General features: G+C 74.0%; 19 protein-coding genes and 1 riboswitch. Of the genes, 11 read left to right on the forward strand and 8 right to left on the reverse strand.

Annotated elements, in window-relative coordinates; all coding sequences use genetic code 11:
* Positions 1-126 precede the first annotated feature (126 nt).
* Positions 127-933 (forward strand): hypothetical protein, encoded by an 807-nt coding sequence (locus DQ240_RS23070; protein ID WP_147261922.1) that lies wholly within the window; start codon positions 127-129, stop codon positions 931-933.
* A gap of 88 nt (positions 934-1,021) precedes the next feature.
* A complete protein-coding gene (locus tag DQ240_RS01990; protein WP_113837926.1) occupies positions 1,022-2,509 on the forward strand; it encodes a mannitol dehydrogenase family protein in 1,488 nt (495 codons plus the stop codon).
* A 6-nt stretch (positions 2,510-2,515) separates the two neighbouring features.
* Here DQ240_RS01990 and DQ240_RS01995 read toward each other — a convergent pair whose 3' ends face one another.
* On the reverse strand, positions 2,516-3,229 hold the full coding sequence (locus DQ240_RS01995; RefSeq protein ID WP_113837927.1) for a Clp protease N-terminal domain-containing protein: 714 nt from the start codon (positions 3,227-3,229) through the stop codon (positions 2,516-2,518).
* Positions 3,230-3,434: 205 nt separating this feature from the next.
* Here DQ240_RS01995 and DQ240_RS02000 point away from each other — a divergent pair, with 205 nt between their 5' ends.
* Both DQ240_RS02000 and DQ240_RS02005 read left to right on the forward strand, forming a co-directional pair.
* Positions 3,435-4,289 carry an SDR family oxidoreductase gene (locus DQ240_RS02000; RefSeq protein WP_113838010.1) on the forward strand — a complete coding sequence of 285 codons (855 nt, stop codon included), beginning with the start codon at positions 3,435-3,437 and terminating at the stop codon, positions 4,287-4,289.
* 14 nt (positions 4,290-4,303) lie between these two features.
* Entirely contained in the window at positions 4,304-5,869 is a 1,566-nt protein-coding gene (locus DQ240_RS02005; RefSeq protein ID WP_113837928.1) for a phospholipase D-like domain-containing protein, read from the forward strand.
* Here DQ240_RS02005 and DQ240_RS02010 read toward each other — a convergent pair.
* The 3 genes from DQ240_RS02010 to DQ240_RS02020 are packed head-to-tail and all read right to left on the reverse strand — an operon-like array spanning position 5,866 to position 9,471.
* Positions 5,866-6,900 (reverse strand): nitronate monooxygenase, encoded by a 1,035-nt coding sequence (locus DQ240_RS02010; RefSeq protein ID WP_233498412.1) that lies wholly within the window; start codon positions 6,898-6,900, stop codon positions 5,866-5,868. The two genes, DQ240_RS02005 and DQ240_RS02010, sit on opposite strands and share 4 nt — an antisense overlap.
* A 14-nt stretch (positions 6,901-6,914) precedes the next feature.
* Positions 6,915-8,210 carry a PP2C family protein-serine/threonine phosphatase gene (locus tag DQ240_RS02015; protein ID WP_233498413.1) on the reverse strand — a complete coding sequence of 432 codons (1,296 nt, stop codon included), beginning with the start codon at positions 8,208-8,210 and terminating at the stop codon, positions 6,915-6,917.
* A 49-nt stretch (positions 8,211-8,259) separates the two neighbouring features.
* Positions 8,260-9,471: a zinc-dependent alcohol dehydrogenase gene (locus DQ240_RS02020; RefSeq protein WP_113837929.1), complete on the reverse strand. Its 1,212-nt coding sequence runs from the start codon at positions 9,469-9,471 to the stop codon at positions 8,260-8,262.
* 146 nt (positions 9,472-9,617) lie between these two features.
* Here DQ240_RS02020 and DQ240_RS02025 point away from each other — a divergent pair, with 146 nt between their 5' ends.
* Genes DQ240_RS02025 through DQ240_RS02035 form a run of 3 tightly spaced genes read left to right on the forward strand, consistent with a single transcriptional unit; the run spans position 9,618 to position 13,233 of the window.
* Positions 9,618-10,130, forward strand: coding sequence for a 2Fe-2S iron-sulfur cluster-binding protein (locus DQ240_RS02025; protein WP_113837930.1), 513 nt, complete (start codon positions 9,618-9,620; stop codon positions 10,128-10,130).
* Positions 10,127-11,143: a xanthine dehydrogenase family protein subunit M gene (locus DQ240_RS02030; RefSeq protein ID WP_113837931.1), complete on the forward strand. Its 1,017-nt coding sequence runs from the start codon at positions 10,127-10,129 to the stop codon at positions 11,141-11,143. The genes DQ240_RS02025 and DQ240_RS02030 overlap by 4 nt, the downstream gene beginning before the upstream one ends.
* Positions 11,140-13,233: a xanthine dehydrogenase family protein molybdopterin-binding subunit gene (locus DQ240_RS02035; RefSeq protein ID WP_113837932.1), complete on the forward strand. Its 2,094-nt coding sequence runs from the start codon at positions 11,140-11,142 to the stop codon at positions 13,231-13,233. Before DQ240_RS02030 ends, DQ240_RS02035 begins: the two co-directional genes overlap by 4 nt.
* Before the next feature lie 37 nt (positions 13,234-13,270).
* Here DQ240_RS02035 and DQ240_RS02040 read toward each other — a convergent pair whose 3' ends face one another.
* The 3 genes from DQ240_RS02040 to DQ240_RS02050 all read right to left on the reverse strand — a co-directional run bounded on the left by DQ240_RS02040 (position 13,271) and on the right by DQ240_RS02050 (position 15,892).
* Positions 13,271-14,440 (reverse strand): C40 family peptidase, encoded by a 1,170-nt coding sequence (locus DQ240_RS02040; protein ID WP_113837933.1) that lies wholly within the window; start codon positions 14,438-14,440, stop codon positions 13,271-13,273.
* 14 nt (positions 14,441-14,454) lie between these two features.
* A riboswitch (cyclic di-AMP (ydaO/yuaA leader) is annotated at positions 14,455-14,593 on the reverse strand.
* Between the two features lie 173 nt (positions 14,594-14,766).
* Positions 14,767-15,180 carry a PPOX class F420-dependent oxidoreductase gene (locus DQ240_RS02045; RefSeq protein WP_113837934.1) on the reverse strand — a complete coding sequence of 138 codons (414 nt, stop codon included), beginning with the start codon at positions 15,178-15,180 and terminating at the stop codon, positions 14,767-14,769.
* A 28-nt stretch (positions 15,181-15,208) separates the two neighbouring features.
* Positions 15,209-15,892, reverse strand: a complete 684-nt coding sequence (locus DQ240_RS02050) for a DsbA family protein (protein ID WP_113838013.1) — start codon at positions 15,890-15,892, stop codon at positions 15,209-15,211.
* A 127-nt stretch (positions 15,893-16,019) separates the two neighbouring features.
* On the opposite strand from DQ240_RS02050, the gene DQ240_RS02055 reads away from it, so the two are divergent.
* Complete coding sequence (locus DQ240_RS02055) at positions 16,020-16,886, forward strand: NAD(P)-dependent oxidoreductase (protein ID WP_113837935.1); 867 nt, start codon at positions 16,020-16,022, stop codon at positions 16,884-16,886.
* Between the two features lie 46 nt (positions 16,887-16,932).
* Here the strand turns inward: DQ240_RS02055 and DQ240_RS02060 are convergent, their stop codons facing one another.
* Positions 16,933-18,081 carry a glutathione-independent formaldehyde dehydrogenase gene (locus DQ240_RS02060; protein WP_113837936.1) on the reverse strand — a complete coding sequence of 383 codons (1,149 nt, stop codon included), beginning with the start codon at positions 18,079-18,081 and terminating at the stop codon, positions 16,933-16,935.
* Between the two features lie 262 nt (positions 18,082-18,343).
* On the opposite strand from DQ240_RS02060, the gene DQ240_RS02065 reads away from it, so the two are divergent.
* Genes DQ240_RS02065 through DQ240_RS02075 form a run of 3 tightly spaced genes read left to right on the forward strand, consistent with a single transcriptional unit; the run spans position 18,344 to position 21,272 of the window.
* The gene (locus DQ240_RS02065; RefSeq protein WP_113837937.1) at positions 18,344-19,918 is read left to right on the forward strand and encodes an alpha/beta hydrolase fold domain-containing protein; all 1,575 of its coding nucleotides are present in this window, start codon (positions 18,344-18,346) and stop codon (positions 19,916-19,918) included.
* Positions 19,915-21,015, forward strand: coding sequence for an L-dopachrome tautomerase-related protein (locus DQ240_RS02070; protein WP_113837938.1), 1,101 nt, complete (start codon positions 19,915-19,917; stop codon positions 21,013-21,015). The genes DQ240_RS02065 and DQ240_RS02070 overlap by 4 nt, the downstream gene beginning before the upstream one ends.
* A gap of 53 nt (positions 21,016-21,068) precedes the next feature.
* Positions 21,069-21,272 carry a DUF2795 domain-containing protein gene (locus tag DQ240_RS02075; RefSeq protein ID WP_113837939.1) on the forward strand — a complete coding sequence of 68 codons (204 nt, stop codon included), beginning with the start codon at positions 21,069-21,071 and terminating at the stop codon, positions 21,270-21,272.
* Positions 21,273-21,395 lie beyond the last annotated feature (123 nt).

Genomic DNA, 21,395 nt, shown 5'->3' on the forward strand with positions numbered 1-21,395 from the left:
ACGAGGGCTCCGCGGATCGACCCTGACGCGAGTCCCTGCTGGGTGGCTTACGAGTTCGAATGGACCGACCGCTCACCGCACCTGGTCGGACGCGGAATCGTCAGCCGCGTCATACATGCTGCCGTCATGACCAACGACGAGCCAGATGAGGCCAGCAAGCGTGCGATAGATGCAGGCGTGGAACTCCTTGGCAGCGTTTCAGGCGCACTGGTCGGCGGTCTCGTTGGCGGACCGCCCGGCGCAATCGGCGGTGCCGTCGCGGGTCCGGTTCTCACCAGCACCCTCAAGGAGGTTGCGCGCCGAATCCTGAGCAAGGGAGAGCGGCGGCGCGTAGGAGCCGCGTTCGGCAGCGCCGTGCTGGCTGTTGAGGAGCTCCGGCGAGCCGGCCTGACAGTACGGCAGGACGGCTTTTTCGAGCCCGCAACCGACCGTCGCGCCAAGGCCGAGGAGGTGGTGGAAGGTGTGTTGCTGGCGGCTCAGCGGGAACACGAAAAGTTCAAGGTAATTCATTACGGCTATCTGGTTGCGAATGTTGCGTTCGATTCGGGCATCGACCTGCATACCGCAAACTGGTGCCTTCGGACTGGTCAGGACTTGACCTGGACTCAGCTGGTTCTTCTCCGGATCATTGGAGACGTAGAGCTGACGTTAACTCTCGCCGGCGAGATTGGTAGGCATCGTCCGGAGTGGAGCGCATGGACGCTGCATGAGCAACTGAGCGACCTTGGATTTGGTCGTCGCGGGCTCATCGGCGCACCGAACAAAACGACCCCCATCACCGGCTTGCCTTATCCCAGTGGGGACTTAAGCGCGCACCGGCTCACGAATGGTGGAATCCTGCTGCTCAAATTGATGTGGCTGGATCGCATCCCGCAATCTGAAGTTAGCGCCGTCCTCGCCGGGATCGCCGCGGAGTCAGAGATCTCTGCATGAGGAGCTATAGCTGGGACCGCTCGGAGACTTGCGCGTGACGAGGTGCTGTCCCTGGTGCACGGGCGGCCGGCGTGGGTAGGGGCGGCGGATGCCGCGGCTGAGCTCGTCCACCCTGTCCTCGCTCGGCCCCTCGGTGTGGACGCCGCGCTACGACCGGACGGCGGTGCGGGCGGGGATCGTGCACCTCGGCGTCGGCGGGTTCCACCGCTCCCACCAGGCGCTGTACGTCGAGCGCCTGCTGGAGGCCGGCCAGACCGAGTCGGGCATCTGCGGCGTCGGCGTCCTGCGCGGTGACCGCCGGATGGCCGAGGTGATGGCCGCCCAGGACTGCCTCTACACGCTGGTCGTCAAGCACCCCGACGGCTTCCTCGACGCCCGCGTCGTCGGCTCGATCGTCGAGTACCTGCTCGCCCCCGACGACCCCGAGGCGGTCGTCGAGCGGATGGCGGCCGAGACCACCCGGATCGTCTCGCTGACCGTCACCGAGGGCGGCTACAACGTCTCGGCCGCCACCGGCGAGTTCGTCGCGGACACCCCCGCGATCCGGGCAGACCTGCGGCCGGGAGCGCAGCCGGCGACGTCCTTCGGGCTGGTCATCGAGGCGCTGGCCCGCCGCCGTGCGCGGGGCCTGCCGCCGTTCGCCGTCGTCTCCTGCGACAACATCCCGCACAACGGCGACCTGGCCCGGCGCAGCTTCGCCGCCTTCGCCGCCCTGCGGGACCCGGAGCTGGGGGAGTGGGTGGCCGCCGAGGTGCCCTTCCCCAACTCGATGGTCGACCGGATCACCCCGGTCACCACCGACGAGGACCGCGCGGAGCTCGCCCACCGCTTCGGCGTCGAGGACGCCTGGCCGGTCGTCTGCGAGCCCTGGACCCAGTGGGTGCTGGAGGACGCCTTCCCGGCCGGCCGCCCGCCCCTGGAGGACGTCGGGGTGCAGCTCGTCCCCGACGTCGCCCCCTACGAGCTGATGAAGCTCCGGCTGCTCAACGCCGGTCACCAGGTGCTCGCCCACCTGGGCCGCCTGGCCGGGCTGCAGTACGTGCACGAGGCGTCCCAGGACCCGCTGTTCCGCGAGTTCCTGCGCGGCTACCTCGACGAGGAGGCCACCCCGACGCTCGCCCCGGTGCCCGGCATCGACCTGCGCCGCTACAAGGCCGAGCTGGTCGGACGGTTCGCCAACCCGCAGGTGCGCGACACCCTCGACCGGATCCGGGAGAACGCCTCCGACCGCATCCCACAGTTCCTGCTGCCGGTGATCCGGGCGAACCTCGCCCGCGGCGGCGACGTGCGACGGGCGGCCACCGTGCTCGCCGCCTGGGCGCGGACCGCCGAGGGTGCCGACGACGCCGGCCTCCCGCTGGCGCTGTCCGACCCCCGCGCCGAGGCGCTGGGAGCCCGCGCCGACACCCAGGGGGCCGACCCGCTGGCCTTCCTCGCCGACCGCGACGTCTTCGGTGACCTGGCCGACGACGAGCGGTTCGCCGCCGTCTACACCGACGCGCTGACCTCGTTGCGCGAGCGGGGCGCCCGGGCGACGGTGCAGGACCTGGTCGACCCGCCGCGCCGGCGCCGCTGACGCCCGCTACGCCCCCGCGGAGCGCAGTGCGGCGGCGATCTGCTCCTCGGTGCGGGTGGCGTCCACGCCCAGGCCGGTGAGCAACTCCGCGGACACCTCGTGCCCGAGGAGCGCGAGCAGCAGGTGCTCGGTGCCGATGTAGTTGTGCCCCAGCTCCAGCGCCTTCCGGAAGGTGCCCTCGAGGACGCCCTTGACCGCGTCGTCGAACGGGATCAGCGCCGGGACGTCGGCGCCGGAGGCGGGCGGCAGCGGAACCGCGGCGCGCACCCGGTCGGCGGTGGCGCCCTGGGCGGCCATCACGCGGGCGCCGATGCCGTCGGGCTCGGCGAGCAGGCCGAGCAGCAGATGGGCGGGGGAGACCTCGACCGCACCGGCGGCACGGGCCTCCTCCTGGGAGGCCACGACGACCGTCCGGGCCCGGGGCGTGAACCGGCTGAAGCCCTCCTGCATGTCCATGGGCTTCTCCGCGCCGGTGCGGCTGACGAAGCGCTTCTGGGCCGCCTGCTTGGTCACCCCCATGCTGCGGCCGATGTCGGTCCACGACGCCCCCTGTCGGCGGGCCTGGTCGACGAAGTGGCCGATGAGGGAGTCGGCGATCTCCCCGATGTGATCGGCGACGAGGACCGCGTCGGTGAGATGCTCGAGCGGGTCGGTGTGGACCTTGCGGATGGAGTCGATGAGGTCGTCGAGCCGGACGGTGATCTGCACGGGGGACGTCATGCCGTCAACGCTAGGTTGACGAGGGTCAGGCCGTCAACCCTGAGTTGACGGCGGTAGTGGCACCCCTCCTCCCACGGCGCTCGGGCTCTGCCCCGTATGTGGGGCAGAGCCCGAGCGGTCCGGAACAAGGTCCTGGACCGCCGGGTTGCCGCCGGCGAGGCGCCACCCCGAGGTGGCCCGCCCGCCCGCCGTCGAGGGAGTGCGCATGTCGATCGTCGTCACCGGAGCCACCGGCCACCTGGGCCGGCTCGTCGTCGAGGAGCTGCTCACCCGCGGCGTCCCCGCCGAGGAGGTCGTCGCCGGTGGACGGCGGGTCGAGGAGCTGACCGGCCTGGCCGGGCGCGGCGTCCGGGTCGCCCGGATCGACTACGACGACCCGGCCACGCTCGACGCGGCTCTCGGCACCGGCGACCGGCTGCTGCTGGTCTCCGGCAGCGAGCCCGGCGCCCGGTTGCAGCAGCACCGCAACGTGCTCGACGCCGCGACCCGTGCGGGCGTGGCCCTGCTCGGCTACACCAGCATCCTGCGGGCCGACGACAGCCCGCTGGCCCTCGCCGAGGACCACCGGCAGACGGAGGCCGACATCCGGGCGAGCGGTCTGCCCGCCGTCCTGCTGCGGAACGGCTGGTACACGGAGAACTACGCGCAGGCCCTCCAGGAGGCCCAGGCGACCGGCAGCATCTCCGCCAGCGCCGGCGACGGCCGGGTCGCCAGCGCCACCCGCGCGGACTACGCGGCCGCGGCCGCCGCGGTCCTCGCCGGGGAGGGCCACGAGGGCGCGGTGTACGAGCTCTCCGGCGACACGGCCTGGACCATCGACGAGCTCGCCGCCGCGGCGGCCGAGGTGCTCGGCCGCGAGGTCTCCCACCGCCGCCTGACGACCGACGAGCACGTCGCCACCCTCACCGGGGTCGGCCTGGACGAGCCGACCGCCCGGTTCGTCGCCGGCATGGACGCCGCCATCGCCCAGGGGGCGCTCGACTCCACCACCGGTGACCTCTCCCGGCTGGCCGGACGGCCGACGACCCCGCTCGTCGAGGCGCTGCGCCAGCTCGCCTAGGGCACGATGCCCTGATGCACTCCGACGGCTCCGGGACGACGACCTCGCCCGGCATCCGCATCCCCGGCCCCCGCAGCGAGCCCGAGGTCGGCCCGACGCCGGAGGACCCCACCGGCGACCGGCTGCTGGTCCCGGACGAGACGTGCTGGCGGATCGAGCGGGCCGACCGGTACGCCGTCTTCGTCGACGCCGCGGACTACTTCGCCACGCTCAAGCAGGCGCTGCTCGGCGCCCGCCGGCGGGTGCTCCTGATCGGCTGGGACTTCGACCCGCGCATCCGGATGGACCCGCGCGCCGGCGGGCGGGGCCGCGACGACCGGCTCGGCCGGGTGCTCGAGGCGGCGGTCCGCCGCAACCCGGAGCTGGAGATCGGCGTCCTGGTGTGGGACCTCGGCATGGTCTACGGGTTGGGCCGTGGGCTGGCGCCGATCGTACTGCTGGGCCGCCGGACGCCGGACCGGCTCACCTTCACCGTCGACACGCACCACCCCGTCGGCGGCGCGCACCACCAGAAGATCGTCGTGATCGACGACTGCCTCGCCTTCGCCGGCGGCATCGACGTCACCGCCGACCGCTGGGACACCCCGGAGCACCCGGACTCCTCCCGGCCGCGGGCCCGTCCGGGCTCGCACCGGGACATGGGTCCCTGGCACGACGTCACGTCCCTGGTGTCGGGACCGGCCGCCCGGGCCATCGGTGACCTGGCCCGCGAGCGCTGGGCGAGCGCGAAGGGCGAGCACCTGGAGCCGGTCGAGGGGGTGGAGCCCTGCTGGCCCGAGGGCGTCGAGCCGCTGCTGACCGACGTCGAGGTGGCCATCTCGCGCACCCGTCCGGAGCACGGGGGTGAGTCCCTCGTCCACGAGATCGAGCTGCTCTGGCTCGCGGTCGTCGCCGGCGCCCGGCGCACGCTCTACGTCGAGACCCAGTACTTCGCCAACCGCCGGGTGGCCGAGGCGATCGCCGCCCGGCTGCAGGAGCCCGACGGCCCGGAGGTCGTCGTGCTCAACCCGCACGAGGCGTGGGGCTGGCTGGAGGAGAAGGCCATGGGCAGCGCCCGGGCCGCGCTGCTGGACCTCGTGCAGGAGGCCGACCGGTACGACCGCTTCCGGATGTACGTGCCGGTCACCGCCTCGCGGCGGCCGATCTACGTGCACGCGAAGGTCACCGTCGTCGACGACCGGCTGCTGCGGATCGGGTCGTCGAACCTCAACAACCGCTCGATGGGCCTGGACACCGAGTGCGACCTCGGCATCGAGGTGCACGAGGCGTCCCCGGACCGGGAGGCCCTCGCCGCGGCGGTGCTCGGCATGCGCGACCGGCTGCTCGGCGAGCACCTCGACGTCGCCCCGGCCGACGTCGCCGCGGCGGTCGAGCGGGCCGGCGGGTCGCTGATCGGGGCGATCGAGGAGCTGCGCCGGCCCACCGGGCGGTCGCTGGTCCCCTTCCAGCGACCCGACCTCGGCCCGGCCGGCCGGGTGCTGGCCGACACCCAGCTGCTGGACGCCGAGCGGACGCCGAACCGCTGGCAGCGCATCCGGTCGACGTTCGGCCGCCGGCGCCGGCACCACCCGCTCGGCTAGAACCGGGCGGCGGCCAGCGCCTCGCGGGCCTCGGCGGCCAGCCGGCGGACCAGCTCCCCGGCCGGCACCTCCTCGGCCAGCACGTGCGCCTCGCCGGCCCACAGGTGCATCTCCTCGGCGTCGCCCGCCGCCCGGGCGGCCGCCCGCAGCGGTGCGGTGAGGAGGTGCACCTCGGGATAGGCGGCGGGCGCGGCGGCGGAGAGCTCCGCGGTGGCCCGGTTGACCAGCGCGCGGGCGCTGCGCCCGGTGAAGGCGCGGGTGACCGTGGTGGGCCGGTCCGTGGCCAGCGCGGCGGCGTGCGCCGGGGAGGTGCCGGCCTCGGGGGTGCGCAGGAACGCCGTCCCCAGCTGGGCGAGCGCGGCACCCGCGGCGAGGACGGCGGCCACGCCCTGGCCGTCCGCGATGCCGCCGGCGGCCACCAGGGGCAGGTCGGTGACCCGGCGGACCAGGGCGAGCAGCGGCAGCGTGCCCAGCTGCGCGGGCTCGTCGTCGCTCCCGCCGCGGTGGCCGCCGGCCTCCCAGCCCTGCACCACGAGCGCGTCCGCTCCGGCGGCAGCGGCCTCCGCGGCCTCCTCGGGCGAGGTGACCGTCAGCCAGACCGGCACGTCCGCGGCGTGCAGCGCCTCGACCGACCGGGCGGGGGGCACCCCGAAGGCGAACGAGACGACCGCCGGCCGCAGCTCGGCGAGGAGCGCGACCTTGGCGTCGTGGTCGTCGTCGGTGTGCACCGGCTCGCCGAGGGCCGTGCCGAGCCCGGCCGCCCGCGGCGCCAGCAGCTCGGCGTACGCCGCCACCCGGGCGGGATCGCCGGGCGGGACCGGGCTGAAGACGTTGACGCCGAAGGGGGCCGCCGACACCGCGCGCAGCCGCTCGACCTCCTCGGCCACCGCCGCCGGCGTCCGGTAGCCGGCGGCCAGGGAGCCCAGCCCGCCCGCGTCGCCGACGGCCGCCGCCAGCTCGACGGTCGACGGACCGCCGGCCATCGGCGCGGCGACGACCCGGCTCGGGACGGCGGGGAGGTCCAGCGGCACGGTGTCCCCCCGGGTCAGCGGGCGTCGCCGTCGGTCGGCATGGACTCGGGGATGTCGGGGGCCAGCTCGTCGTCGTGCGGGGGCTGCTTCCACTCCACCAGCAGCAGGGAGGCGTCGTCGCTGGTGCGGCCGGCGCGGGCGGCCATCAGGGCGTGCGAGAGCCGGCGCACCGACTCCGCGGCCGACAGCCCCTCGGTCGTCGTCCGTTCGATCATCTCCCGCAGCCGCGCCTCGCCGAACTGCTCCCCGCCGTCCAGGCGCTCCTCCACGACGCCGTCGGTGAAGAACAACAGCCGGTCACCGGGCTCCAGCTGGACCGACTCGACGTGCGGCTCCTCGCCGCCCAGCCCGAGGGGTCGGGAGACCGGTCCGGTCAGCTCGTCGATCACCCGGCCGTCGCGCACCCACAGCGGCGCCGGGTGGCCGGCGTTCACCCAGCTCAGCTCGCCGCTCCGGGTGTCGAGCCGGGCGATCTGGGCGGTGGCGAAGCGGTTGGGGAAGGAGCCCGCCACGACCCGGTCCATCTCCGCGTAGAGCTCGGGGAGCTCCACCGCGCGCCGCCGGCCGTGGCGGTAGGCCGCGATGGCGAGGGTGGCCATCGTCGCGGCCTCGAGCCCGTGGCCCATCGCGTCGAAGAGCCCGAGGTGCAGCAGGTGGTCGTCGAAGGCGAAGTCGAACGCGTCGCCGCCGACGGAGTAGGCGGGCTCCAGGATGCCGGCGAGGTCGACGTCGGGCGTGGTCATCATCAGCGGCGGGAGGGTGGCCCACTGCAGCTGCGCGGCCAGGCTCATCGGCTCGGCGGTGCGGGCCCGGGCGAAGGTGTCGGTGTAGGCCGACTTCGTCACGATCAGGTCGGCGACCAGGCCGGCGAGCCGCTGCGCGAGCCGTCGGTCTCCGTCGCCGACCGCGGGCAGCCGCAGGGAGAGCACCCCGACCCGGTCGGAACCGTCGAGCATCGGCAGGAACATCCGCACCGAGCCGTCGCCGAGCGTCTCCTCCACCAGCTCGTCGCCGGCGAAGGCGCGGCCGGGGCTGCTGCCGTCGATCGGCGTCCGCTCGCCGGTCAGGCCCTTCCCCTCCAGGGGCTGCAGGTGCCGCTGGTCGTAGTCCTGCAGGAAGATCGCCACGTCGCTGCCCCCGGCGGCGTGGACCTCCTGCGCCACGAGCGGTCCCACCAGCCGCGGCGGGATGAGGTGGGCCCGGTCCAGCAGCGACCCCAGCATCGCCTCGCCGAGGCTCTCGGCGACCGACCGGTCCACGTGGACCGGCCGGAAGCCGACCGGGGGCTGGTCCACCTCGTCCGACGTCACCGTCGCACCATGCGCCGTCCGCCCGGGGGACAAACGTCCCGGCCGGCGGTCAGGACGGGTCGAGGACCACCTTCGTCCAGCCGGTCTGCCGCTGGTCGAAGGTCTCGTAGGCCTCGATGACCGACGGCATGTCGCCGACCTGGGTCAGCACGGTGGACGGGTCGATCGCGCCGGTCCGCACCAGGTCGAGCAGGTGCGGCACGTAGCGGCGGTGGTTGCAGTTGCCCATCTTCACGGTGAGGTTCTTGTTCATCGCGGCGCCGGTCGGGAAGCTCGTCATGTCCGGCGGGTACACCCCGACCACCCCGATGCTCCCGGCCTTGGCCACGGCCTCCACGGCCCACTGCAGCGACTGGCTGGGCGCGTCGCCGGGCACCCACGTCCCGCCCTGCGGGTTCTGCTCGGGGGCGACCTGGTCGCGCTCCTGCTCGAACTGCCCGGCCTGCTGCTCGGCCGCCTCGGCGGCCGGCCCCGACTTCGGGCGCTGCGCGTCGACGCCGACCGCGTCGATCACCCGGTCGACGCCGATCCCGCCGGTCAGATCCTTCACGACGGCGACCGGGTCCTCGGTGTTGAAGTCGATCGGCTCCGCGCCACGGGCCCGCGCCTGGTCCAGCCGGCTGGCGATGCCGTCGACGACGAGGACGCGGGCGGCGCCCTGCTGGAACGCGCTGGTGACCGCGAACTGGCCGACCGGGCCGGCGCCGAGCACCAGCACGGTGTCGCCCTGCCCGACCTCGGCCAGGCGGGCGCCGAACCACGCGGTGGGGTAGATGTCGGACAGCATGATCGCCGCGTCGTCGCTCACCGACTCCGGCAGCCAGACCGGCCCGACGTGGGCGAAGGGGATCCGGGCGTACTGGGCCTGGAGGCCGTCCACCGGGCCGGTGGACTGCGGGCCGCCGAAGAAGCAGGTGCCGGCCGCCGGGCCGTTGGGGTTGGCGTTGTCGCACTGCGCGTAGTACCCGGCCCGGCAGTACGAGCAGGTGCCGCACGCGATGGTCGAGGGGACGACGACGCGGTCGCCGGGGCGCAGGTTCCGCACCCCGGAGCCGACCTCGCGGACGATCCCGACCGCCTCGTGGCCGAGGACCGTGCCCTCGACCATGCCCGACATCGTGCCCCGGACGAAGTGGAGATCGGTGCCGCAGATCGCGCTCGCGGTGATCTCCACGATCGCGTCCGTCGGGTCCTGGATGGTCGGGTCGGGTACCTCGTCGAGCCGGATGTCGCCGACGCCGTGCCACACCACTGCCTTCATGCGGGAGTCCTCCTGAGACCGCTCGCGGTGCCCGCCGTGTTCTCAGCAGCGGGGGCCACCTACCCGGCGCCGGGCCAGCGAACCGCCTGGTTTCGGAGTCGCGCGTCGCGTTTGGCCCCCCCGGAGCAGCGGGCACCGCGGGGCTCGTGGACGCGGACATCACCCTCACCGTGGACGGCGCCCAGCAGCGCCTGACGGTCGACACCCGGACGACGCTGCTGGACGCGCTGCGCGAGCGGATCGGCAACACCAGCCCGAAGAAGGGGTGCGACCACGGCCAGTGCGGCGCGTGCACCGTGCTGCTCGACGGCGACCGCGCGCTGAGCTGCCTGGCGCTCGCGGTCGCCCACGACGGCGCCGAGATCACCACCGCCGACGGACTGGCGGCCGACGGCGAGCTGCACCCGGTCCAGCAGGCGTTCCTCGAACGCGACGCCTTCCAGTGCGGCTACTGCACCCCCGGGCAGGTGTGCTCCGCGGTCGGCGTGCTCGACGAGGTCCGCCGCGGCTGGCCCAGCCACGCGAGCCAGGACCTCACCGCCGACCCCGAGCTCAGCCACGACGAGGTGGCCGAGCGCATGAGCGGCAACCTCTGTCGTTGCGGCGCCTACGCGAACATCGTCCCGGCCGTCCGGCAGGCCGGGGGAGTGCAGGCGTGAAGCCCTTCGCCTTCGCCCGCCCGGCCGACGCCGCCGAGGCCGTGGCCACCGTCGCCACCGAGCCCCGGGCCGTCTTCCTGGCCGGTGGCACCAACCTCGTCGACCACCTGAAGCTCGGCGTCGCCCGGCCCGACCTGGTCGTCGACGTCCGCCGGCTCACCTCCCGCGAGATCACCGACACCGCCGACGGTGGCCTGCGGATCGGCGCCGCGGTGACCAACAGCGAGCTGGCCGCCGACCGCCGGGTGCGCGAGCGCTACCCGGTCCTCGCCCAGGCCCTGCTGGCCGGTGCCACCGGGCAGCTGCGCAACCTGGCCACCACCGGCGGCAACCCGCTGCAGCGCACCCGCTGCGTCTACTTCCAGGACGTCTCCACGCCCTGCAACAAGCGCGAGCCCGGCAGCGGCTGCTCGGCGGTCGGTGGCTACACGCGGTACCACGCGATCCTGGGCACCTCCGCGGCGCTGCCGGACCCGACGGCGCCGGAGACCTGCATCGCCACGCACCCGTCGGACATGGCGGTCGCCCTGGCCGTGCTCGACGCGCAGGTCCAGGTCCTCGGCCCGGCCGGTGCCCGCACCATCCCGTTCGCCGAGCTGCACCGGCTGCCCGGCGACGACCCCTCCCGCGACACCGTGCTCGAGCACGGCGAGCTGATCACCGCGATCGACCTGCCGCCGCTGCCGGCCGGCGCGCGGTCGGCCTACCGCAAGGTCCGCGACCGGGCGTCCTACGCCTTCGCGCTCGTCTCGGTGGCCGCGGTGGTGGCCGACGGGGAGGTCCGGTTGGCCCTGGGCGGCGTGGCGCACAAGCCGTGGCGCGCGTCCCGCGCCGAGGAGGCGCTGCGCGGTGGTCCGGTCGCCGACGACGCGGTGCGGCACGCCATGGACGTCGAGCTGACCACCGCCCAGCCGCAGCCCGGGGTCGACGGCGGCAACGGCTTCAAGATCCCGCTGGTGACGCGCACCGTCGTCGCCACCGTCCGGGACCTCACGCAGGAGACCCAGGCATGACCGAGCTGCTGGAGCCCCGCGCGATCGGCCGCGACACCGTCCGGCGCGACGGCGAGGCGAAGGTCCGCGGCACCGCGACCTACGCCATCGAGACCCCGGTCCAGCACCCGGCCTACGTCCACCCGGTGCAGGCGACGGTCCCGCTCGGGCGCATCACCGGGATCGACACCTCTGCCGCCGAGGCGATCGAGGGCGTGGTCGCCGTCCTCACCCACGAGAACGCCGAGCGGCTGGCCTCCACCGACGACCGCGAGTTCGCCGTCCTGCAGAGCGACGAGGTGGCCTTCCGCGGCCAGGTCGTCGCCGTCGTCGTGGCCGAGACCTCCGAGCTGGCCCGCCAGGGCGCCGACGCCGTGGAGGTGACCTACGCCGAGCAGCCGCACGACAGCGCGCTGCGGGTGGACCACCCCGACCTCTACAAGCCGGAGAAGATCAACCCGAGCTTCGAGACCGACACCGCCGAGGGCGACGTCGCCGCGGCCATGGCGACCGCGCACGTGACCGTCGAGGAGACCTACTCGACGGCGATGTACCACAACAACCCGCTCGAGATGCACGCGACGACGGCGCTGTGGGACCCGTCGGCCGAGGTGCCGCTGACCCTGTGGGACTCCACCCAGGGCGTGCACCCCGACCGCGCCGCGGTGTGCGAGGTGTTCGGGCTGGAGCAGGAGCAGGTGCGGGTGATCTGCCCGTTCGTCGGCGGCGGGTTCGGCTCGAAGGGGACCCCGCACGCGCACGTCTTCCTCGCCACGATGGCTGCCCGCGCGGTGCCCGGTCGGCCGGTCAAGCTCGGCCTCACCCGGCAGCAGATGTTCTCCCTCGTCGGCTACCGCACCCCGACGATCCAGCGGATGCAGCTGGCCGCCGACCGTACCGGCCGGCTGCAGGCCATCGCGATCGACGTCGTCGAGCAGACCTCGAGGATCAAGGAGTTCGCGGAGCAGACCGGCGTCCCGACGCGGATGATGTACGCCTCGCCGAACCGGCGGACGACGCACCGGCTGGCCGCCCTCGACGTGCCCGTCCCGTCGTGGATGCGCGCGCCGGGGGAGTGCCCGGGCATGTTCGGCCCCGAGGTGGCCATGGACGAGCTCGCCGAGCGGCTGGGCATCGACCCGGTCGAGCTGCGGATCCGCAACGAGCCGGAGCGCGACCCGGAGACCGGCAAGCCCTGGTCCAGCCGCAACCTCGTGCAGTGCCTGCGCGAGGGTGCCGAGCGCTTCGGCTGGGCCGACCGGCCGCCGGCGGGACACCGCGAGGGTGCCTGGCTCGTCGGCACCGGCGTCGCCTCCTCGGTGTACCCGACGATGCGCCAGGCCACGTCGACGGCACGGATCCGCTACGAGGACGGCCGGTACGTCGCCGAGATCGGCGCCGCCGACCTCGGCACCGGCGCGTGGACCGTGCTGCCGCAGATCGCCGCCGACGCGCTCGACGTCGACGAGGGCGACGTCGAGGTCCGGATCGGCGACACCCGCTACCCGATCGCCTCGGTGGCCGGTGGCTCGTCGGGCACCAACACGTGGGGATCGGCGCTGACGGTGGCCGCACGCGAGTTCCGCACGAAGTTCGGGCGGTCGCCGGCGGACGGCGACGAGGTCTCCGGCGACGTCGACCAGGCCTCGAAGGACGACGCGCACGCCGCCTACGCCTTCGGCGCCCAGTTCGTCGAGGTCCGGGTGAACGTCGACACCGGGGAGCTCCGGGTGCCGCGGCTGTACGGCGTCTTCGGCGCGGGTCGCATCATCAACCCGCGGACGGCGCGCTCGCAGCTCCTCGGCGGCATGACGATGGGCCTGTCGATGGCGCTGCACGAGAACAGCGTCTGGGACACCCGCCTCGGTCAGGTCGCCAACCACGACCTCGCCGAGTACCACGTGACCGTCAACGCCGACGTCGGCGACATGCAGGCGCACTGGCTCGACGAGCACGACCCGTACGTGAACGTGATGGGCAGCAAGGGCATCGGCGAGATCGGCATCACCGGAACGGCGGCGGCGGTGGTCAACGCCGTGCACCGGGCCACCGGCATCCGCATCCGCGACCTGCCGGTGACCCTGGACAAGGTCCTGACCGCCCTGCCGTGACCGGGCCGGCCGGCCGCGCGCCGGCCGGCCCGGGCGGTCAGGCGATCCGGCGGGCGCTGTTGTAGCCGCCCATCGAGTCCACGGACGCGATCTGCACCGGCTGCCCGTACGTGGAGGCGTGCACCATCTGGCCGTTGCCGATGTACATGCCCACGTGGCTGACCGGGCTGTAGAAGAACACCAGGTCACCGGGCTGGAGGTCGGCCCGCGACACGGGCGTGCCCATCTGCGACTGCATCCGGCTGGAGTGCGGGAGCGAGATGCCGGCCGCCCGGTAGGCGAACGAGGTCAGTCCCGAGCAGTCGAAGGCGTCCGGCCCGGCGGCGGCCCAGACGTAGGGGTCGCCGCGCTGGGCCAGCGCGGTGTCGACGGCGACCTGGGCCGCCGGACCCGGAGCCCGGACCGACACCGGAGCCGGAGCCGCGGGGCGCGGGGCGGGCGCCGGCGCGGGGGGACGAGCGGCGGGCGCCGGGGCAGGCGCCGGCCCGGTGGTCTGCTCGGCTGCCTCGGCGGCCGCCTGGGCCGCCGCCTGCTCGGCGGCTGCCCGTGCGGCGGCCTCGGCGGCGGCGCGCTCGGCGGCCAGCCGGGCGGCCTCCTCCTCGGCGGCCAGCCGCTCGTACTCGGCCTGGAAGGCGGCGATCTCCTCCTGGAGGTCGGCCTGCTGGGCGGCGACGTCGTCGTACAGCGACTGCGCCTGCGCGGCGGAGTCCTCTGCCTGGTCGCGCGTGGCGGCCGCGGCCTCGTCAGCGGCCACCGCGTCGTCGAGCAGGCCGGCGTTGTGGTCGGCGATCACCTCGAGGGTCGCCACCCGGTCCAGGAGCTCGTCGGCGGAGCCGCTGGTCAGCATCGCCTCCGCCGAGCCCAGCCGGTCACCGGTCCAGGCGCTGCGGGCGACCTCGCGCACGCGGTCCCGCGAGTCCGCCAGGGCGGTCTCGGCGGCGGCGACGGCGTCGGCTGCCCCGGTCGCGGCGGCCTGGGCGGCCGCCAGCCGCTCGCGGGCCTCGTTGAACTCCTCGGTGACGACCTCGAGATCGTGTGCCCGGGCGGACAGCAGCTCGGCGGCCTCCTGCGAGGTGGTGGGAGTCGGGTCCTCCGGCGCGGCGGCAGCGGGGAGTGGCGCGAGGGCCAGCCCGGAGGCCGCGACGGCGACGAGGAGGGCACGGGAGCCGGGGACGGACAGACGTCCGGGGACGTGCGAGCGCGCCATGGAGCGGCGGTGGTCCTCTCTTCCACGGCCGCCTACCGGGTTAGCTGACGGGTTCGGGCGGGAAGACGCCCGGCATCGCGGCTCCGACGGCCGCGCCTGCTTCACCCCGGGACTGCGATGGGTCCCCGGTCCTGCGCCCGGCTGCTGCCGGTCGCGGGTTCGGCGGCGCCCGGCCGGCTGTCCCCTCCGGGTGGGGGACGGCGGCACCGTCCGGACCCCCAGCACGCTAGATCGGCCCGGACGGCGGCACGCCCGGCCGGACGGATCCGTTCCGGCGCGTCGAGCGCGTTCGTGACGGTTCGTGACCGCCACGCCCGGCGTCGGGATCAGCCGGCGATCGTCTGCCGCTCCGGTTCGATGTAGACCGTCACCCGCTCGGAGACGATGTTCTCCGCGGGGTAGGGCTGCCCGTTGTACTTCTGCGACAGCTCGTCGATCTGCGCCCGCGCGCGGTCCCCGGTCTCGATCTCGGCGACCGTCCCGCGCACCTCCGCGTAGCGGTAGGGGTTCGCCTCGTCCCGGATGGCGAGGGTGACCCGGCCGTCACGCTGGAGGTCCTGGAACTTCCGGCGGTGGGTCTCGGTGTTGACGAACAACCGGTCGCCGTCGAGCCCCACCCAGATGTACTGGGTCTGGATGCGCCCGCTGGGCAGCAGGGTGCTGATCGCGGCGTAGTTCGCGCCCGCGGCCAGCTCGCGGGTGGTCGGGTGCAGCTCGGGACCGTCCTGGGTGTCAGCCATGGGCCCGCCCTACCCGTCCCGGGAGTCGTCACTCGCCGTGTGCCGCGCCGGCTGCCCTCCGCACCAGCTCCTCGTAGACCGACGGGTCGTCGGCGTCGACCACCGGGTAGCCGGCGTCGGAGGAGTGCTGCTCGGTGCCGGGGTTGTGCACGTCGGACCCGTCGGCGAGGAAGAAGTGCGGGCTGCCCTGCACCTCGCCGGCATGTGCCCGGTAGTCGGCCATCATCGGCCCCCGGGCACGGCCGTCGTCCAGCGCGGCGGCGAGGGCGTCGGCGTCCACCGCGTCGCAGCCGCGGGCGACGTCGACGACCTCGTGCAGCATCGAGATGCACCGGCTGTCGCGGAAGAACGCCAGCCGCAGCGCCATGTCCAGCTGTTCGGCGGCGGCCGGCGACTGCGCCTTGGCCGCGTGCACCGCCTCGTTGGCCAGCAGCACGGTGACCGGCCAGTCCGAGGGCTGGCCCTGCCACGGCGTGATGCCGAGGTCCGGCTCGAGCTGCCCGACGACGGGCAGCTCCGCGTTCAGCATCCGCATCGGGATGGCGAAGGAGTTGACGTCCTCCAGGAGGAAGAGCCGGTGGTCCACGCGCACGGCGTCGTCCAGGCCGAGGCGCGAGCGGGCCGTGTAGAAGCGGTGCAGGGCCACGGTGGACCAGGCGCAGACCACGTCGGTGTAGACGGCCACGGTCCCGGGGGCGACGTCGACGGTCATCTGCCCCGCATACCCGGCGGCCGCCACGCTGCACGCGGTGGTTCACCGGGCGGACCCCGGGGCAGAGGGGCCGCATGCGCAGAGCTCCCCGATCCGCCCGGTCCGCCCGCACCCCGGCGCGGGCGAGGTGAGCGCCCCCGTCGTCGCCGTCCTCGGCACCGGCACGATGGGCGCCGGCATGGTCCGGTCGCTGCGCCGCGCCGCCGTCCCGGTGCGCATGTGGAACCGGGACGGCAGCAAGGCAGCGGCCCTCACCGGAACCGGCGCCGAGCCGTTCGGCTCCCCCGGCGAGGCGGTCGCCGGAGCCGACGTCGTCCTGACGATGGTGCTGGACGCCGACGCGGCGGAGGACGTGATCCGGCGGGCCGCCCCGGCCGCCGGCACGGTGTGGCTGCAGACGTCCACCATCGGCATCGAGGGCGCCGACCGGACGGTCGAGCTGGCGCGCGAGCTGGACCTCGTCCTGGTCGACTGCCCGGTCCTCGGCACCAAGGAGCCGGCCGAGAAGGGGGAGCTCGTGCTGCTCGCATCCGGCCCGGAGGAGGTCCGCGAGCGGCTGGCGCCGGTGCTCGACGCCCTCGGCTCGAAGACGCTCTGGCTCGGCGCGGCCGTCGCCGGCAGCCGGATGAAGATGGCCGGCAACGCCTGGCTGTTCATGGTGACCGCGGGCGTCGCCCAGTCGGTCGCGCTGGCCCGCGGGCTCGGCCTGGACCCGGCGGACTTCCTGCGCGCCATCGAGGGCGGCCCGCTGGACACCCCGTACGCCCACCTCAAGGGCGGTCTCATGATCGAGGGCGACTACCCGGTCAGCTTCGGCCTGACCGGAGCCGCCAAGGACGCCCGGCTGATCCGCTCCGCCCTGCGGGCGGCCGGCCTGTCCGACCGGCTCACCGCCGCCGTCCTGGAGACCATGGACACCGCCGCCGACCGGCTGCCCGACCCGCACGCGGTCGACCTCTCCGCCCTGGTCACGGGCCTCGAGCCCGGGAGCTGACCGTCCCGGGGTCCGGCCGTGGCGCCGGACCCCGGGACGGCGGAGCTCAGGCGGTGCGGTCGGGGTGGAGGAGGACCTTGGTCCAGCCCTCGGCGCGGTCGTCGAAGTGGCGGTAGCCGTCGACGGCCTCGTCGAGCCGCAGCTCGTGGCTGACGATCCACGACGGCGTCGCCCGGCCGCTGGTGATCAGGTCGCGCAGCTGCCGGTTGTAGCGCTTGACCGGCGCCTGACCGGTGCCCATGGACTGCCCCTTCGTGAAGAAGGTGCCGTACTGCCACGGGATCCGGCCCTCCTTGGCCAGGTCGCTCGCGGCGCCGGGGTCCTGCGGCATGTAGACGCCGACCACGCCGATCCCGCCGGTGGACCGGACCACCTGCGCGAGGTTGTCCAGCACCAGCTCCGGGTGCTCCTGGCCCGAGGGGTCGTGCGCCTGGTAGCCGACCGCCTCGACACCGCGGTCGACACCGCGGCCGCCGGTCGCGTCCAGCAGCTGCTCGACCGGGTCGTGCGCGCTGAAGTCGACCGGGGTGGCGCCGAACTTCTCGGCCAGGGCGAGCCGGTCGGTCTCCTTGTCGACGACGAACACCTGCGAGGCGCCGCGGAGCACGGCGCTGTGCGCGGCCATCAGGCCGACGGGGCCGGCGCCGAAGACGGCGACCCGGTCGCCGGGCTGGAAACCGGAGAGCTCGACGCCGTGCCAGCCGGTCGGGAAGACGTCGGAGAGCATCGTGTAGTCGTTCTCGTGCTCGGTGCCCTCCGGCAGGGTGAGCAGGTTGACGTCCGCCCACGGCACCCGTAGGTACTCCGCCTGGCCGCCGTCGTAGGGGCCCATGTTGGCGTAGCCGTACGCCGCGCCGTCCATGCCCTCGGTGGGGTTGGCCCGCAGGCAGAACGACGTCCAGCCCGTGGTGCAGTTCCGGCAGGTCCCGCAGGCGATGTTGAACGGCACCGACACGCGGTCACCGACCCGGATGCGGTCGACAGCGGGGCCGACCGCCTCGACGACGCCCATGTTCTCGTGGCCGAGGACCTTGCCCTCCTCCACGCTCGTCCGGCCCTCGTACATGTGCAGGTCCGAGCCGCAGATGTTCGTGGTGGTGATGCGGACGACGGCGTCGGTGGGCGCCTGGATGGTCGGGTCGGGCACCTCCTCGACGGCGACGGACTTCGGGCCGCGGTAGACGACAGCCTTCACGGGGGGACCTCCTGGGGGTTCGGGGAGCGGTGCGCGCCGACGCGGCGGGACACCGGGGACCGGGCAGCGGCGGCTCGTCTCACGACCGGTGCCGGACCCCGGGACTACCCGGGACTGGTTGGCACACGCACCGATCCGGGCGTGTACCTGCGGGGACGAGGGGTAGGTGGTGCACGACGGACCACCTGCTGAGGCAGGGCCCGGCCGCCGAGACCAGGCGCGTGCCGGCCGTCCCCAGACCCCCATCGCGAGGAGCCCTCCCGTGGCGCTGTCCTACCCGACCCAGCCCGGCGACATCGACCACCTGATCGCCGACGACCACGCCGTCGTCGAGCGGCAGTTCCAGCACCTCGAGGCCGGCCGCGGCAACCGCCGCGTGCTGGTCGACCAGATCTCCCTCGAGCTCGCGCTGCACGCCTTCGCCGAGGAGACCGTCCTCTACCCGATCTGGCCCGAGGTCGGCATGCGCGACGAGCACGACGACGCCGAGCACGAGCACCAGGAGATCAAGGAGCTGCTCGTCGTCCTGGGCCGCACGGAGCCCGGTGAGGCCGAGTTCGAGCAGGCGCTGACGAAGCTCATGGAGGTCACCCGGCACCACGTCCACGACGAGGAGGACGAGGAGCTCCCGGAGTTCCGGGAGAAGGCCGGCGCGGAGCGGATGGCCCAGCTCGGCGCGGAGTTCCTGGCCGCCAAGCGGCAGGCGCCCACCCGGCCGCACCCGCACGCCCCCGACGAGGGCATCGCCGAGCGGATCGCCGGTTTCCTGGCCAAGCCCCTGGACCAGGTGCGCGAGCTGTTGTCGGGCCGGCAGAAGGAGATGGCCACCGACCCCTCGGGTCTGCTGAACCCGCAGGCGCAGGCGATCGTCGACGCGCACTCCTCCCTCGGCCCGCTGCCGTTCGAGATCCTCGAGCCGGCGCAGGCCCGGAAGCAGCCGGGTCCCGACGACGCCGTCAAGAAGGTGATGGCGGAGAAGGGGATCGAGGGCCCCGAGCCGGTCGGCTCGGTCGAGGACCGCACGATCCCCGACGTCGCCGGGGGACAGATGCGGCTGCGCGTCTACACCCCGGCCGACGCTGGCGCCGGCCCGCTGCCGATCGTCATGTGGGTGCACGGCGGCGGCTGGGTGCTGTTCGACATCGACACCTACGACGCCTCCTGCCGCGGCATCGCCAACAAGACCGGCGCGATCGTCGTCAGCCCCGACTACCGGCGCGCCCCCGAAGCGGTGTTCCCGGCCGCCCACGACGACGTCCTCGCCGCCTGGCACTGGACCGCCGAGCACGCCGCGGAGCTCGGTGGCGACCCGGGCCGGATGGCGATCGGCGGCGAGTCCGTGGGCGGCACGATGACCGCGGCCACCTGCCTGCAGCTCGCCTCCGGCGGCGGTCCCCGGCCGCTTGCCGCCGTCTGCGTCTACCCGCTCACCACCGGCGAGCAGATCGGCGAGTCGATGGAGGACGCCGCCGACGGCCGGCCGCTCAACCGCCCGCTGCTGTCGTGGATGGCGATGCACGCCTTCCAGGGCGTCCCGGAGGGCGCGAAGGACCCGCGGGTGGACCTCCTCAACTGGTCCGACGAGCAGCTGCGGACCATGCCGCCCACGCTGGTCATCACCGACGAGCGCGACGTCCTGCGCAGCGAGGGCCAGCTCTTCACCGAGAAGCTCCAGGCGGCGGGCGTGCCGACCACGCACAGGTACTACGCCGGCGTCATGCACGAGTTCTTCGGCGCCGCCGCGGTCCTCGACGAGGCCGAGCAGGCCCAGCTCGAGGCGGCGCAGCACCTGCGGCGGGCCTTCGAGGCCCCGGTGACCGCCGGGGCCGGGCGATGAGCGGGCAGCCGGCCACCCACGAGACCCTCGGCGGCCTGGAGGTCGTGCACCTCTTCACCGGCGCGATGCCGACCGGTGTGACCGTCTCGCACGGCGGACGGGTCTTCGTCTGCTACCCGAAGTGGGGCGACGACGTCGGCTTCACCGTCGGCGAGATCCGGGACGGCGAGGAGGTCGCCTTCCCCTCCCAGGAGCTCAACGACAACCGGTCCGACGCCGATCCCGAGCGGTTGGTGTCCGTGCAGAGCGTCGTGGTCGACCCGGCCGACCGGCTGTGGGCGCTGGACACCGGCAGCCCGATGTTCCAGCCCACCGAGCACGGCGGCCCGAAGCTGGTCTGCGTCGACCTCACCCGGGACGAGGTCGTGCAGACGATCCTGTTCCCGACCCGCGTCGCGCTGCCGACGACGTACCTCAACGACGTCCGCTTCGACCTGCGCCGCGGCGAGGCCGGGACGGCGTTCATCACCGACTCCTCCGACCAGGGCCCGAACGGCATCATCGTCGTCGACCTGGCGACGGGGGAGTCCTGGCGGCGGCTGCACGAGCACCCGAGCACCAAGGCGGTGCAGCCGCCCGACCTGCGGATGGTCGTGGAGGGCCAGGAGTTCGTCGAGCGCGCCGAGGACGGGACGACGTCGCCCATCTGCATGGGTGCCGACGGCATCGCCATCTCCGCCGACGGCGAGCGGCTCTTCTACTGCCCGATGGCCGGCCGTCGCTGGTACAGCGTGTCGGTCGACGCGCTGGTCGACCGCGCCCAGGACGACGACGCGGTGGCCGCCACGGTGCGCGACGAGGGCGACAAGGGCTGCGTCAGCGACGGCCTGGAGACCGACGACGCCGGCCGGCTCTACGTCACCGACGGCGAGCACGACGCGATCCACCGGCGGCTGCCCGACGGCTCCTGGGAGACCGCCGTCTCCGATCCGCGGCTGCTGTGGCCCGACACCATGTCGGTCGCCGACGGCTTCCTCTACGTCACCGCCAACCAGCTGTACCGGCAGGACAAGTACCGGGCCGGCAGGGACGAGCGGCGCAAGCCCTACGTGCTGTTCCGGACCCCGATCGACGCCGGCCCGGTCCGGCTGCGCTGACCGTTCACCCGGTCCGGCGCATCCGCCGTCTGCGAGCTGGGTAGCCCTCGGACATGGCATTCCAGGTGACCGATGTGCAGAAGGCCCTCAAGGGCGCGGACTACCCGATGGCCGGGCCGGACCTCGCCGAGCTCGCGAAGTCCAACGGAGCCGGCGACGACCTGGTCGAGGCGCTCCGGGGACTCCGCGAGGTCGAGGGCCCCAACGGCGTGATGAAGGAGCTCAAGGGAGAGCTCGGCGGTCCGACCGGCGACTAGTGGTCGCGCTCGGAAGTACAGCGTCGTAAGTTGAGCCGCGTCTCGGCAGGGGGAAGCGCCGAGCCTCCGTGATTCGTCGTGCTCGGAGGCGTGTGCCGATGTCTCGCCTGTCGCCGTATGTGA

It is taken from the genome of Blastococcus sp. TF02A-26 (genome assembly GCF_003319125.1).
Classification (GTDB): Bacteria; Actinomycetota; Actinomycetes; order Mycobacteriales; family Geodermatophilaceae; genus Trujillonella.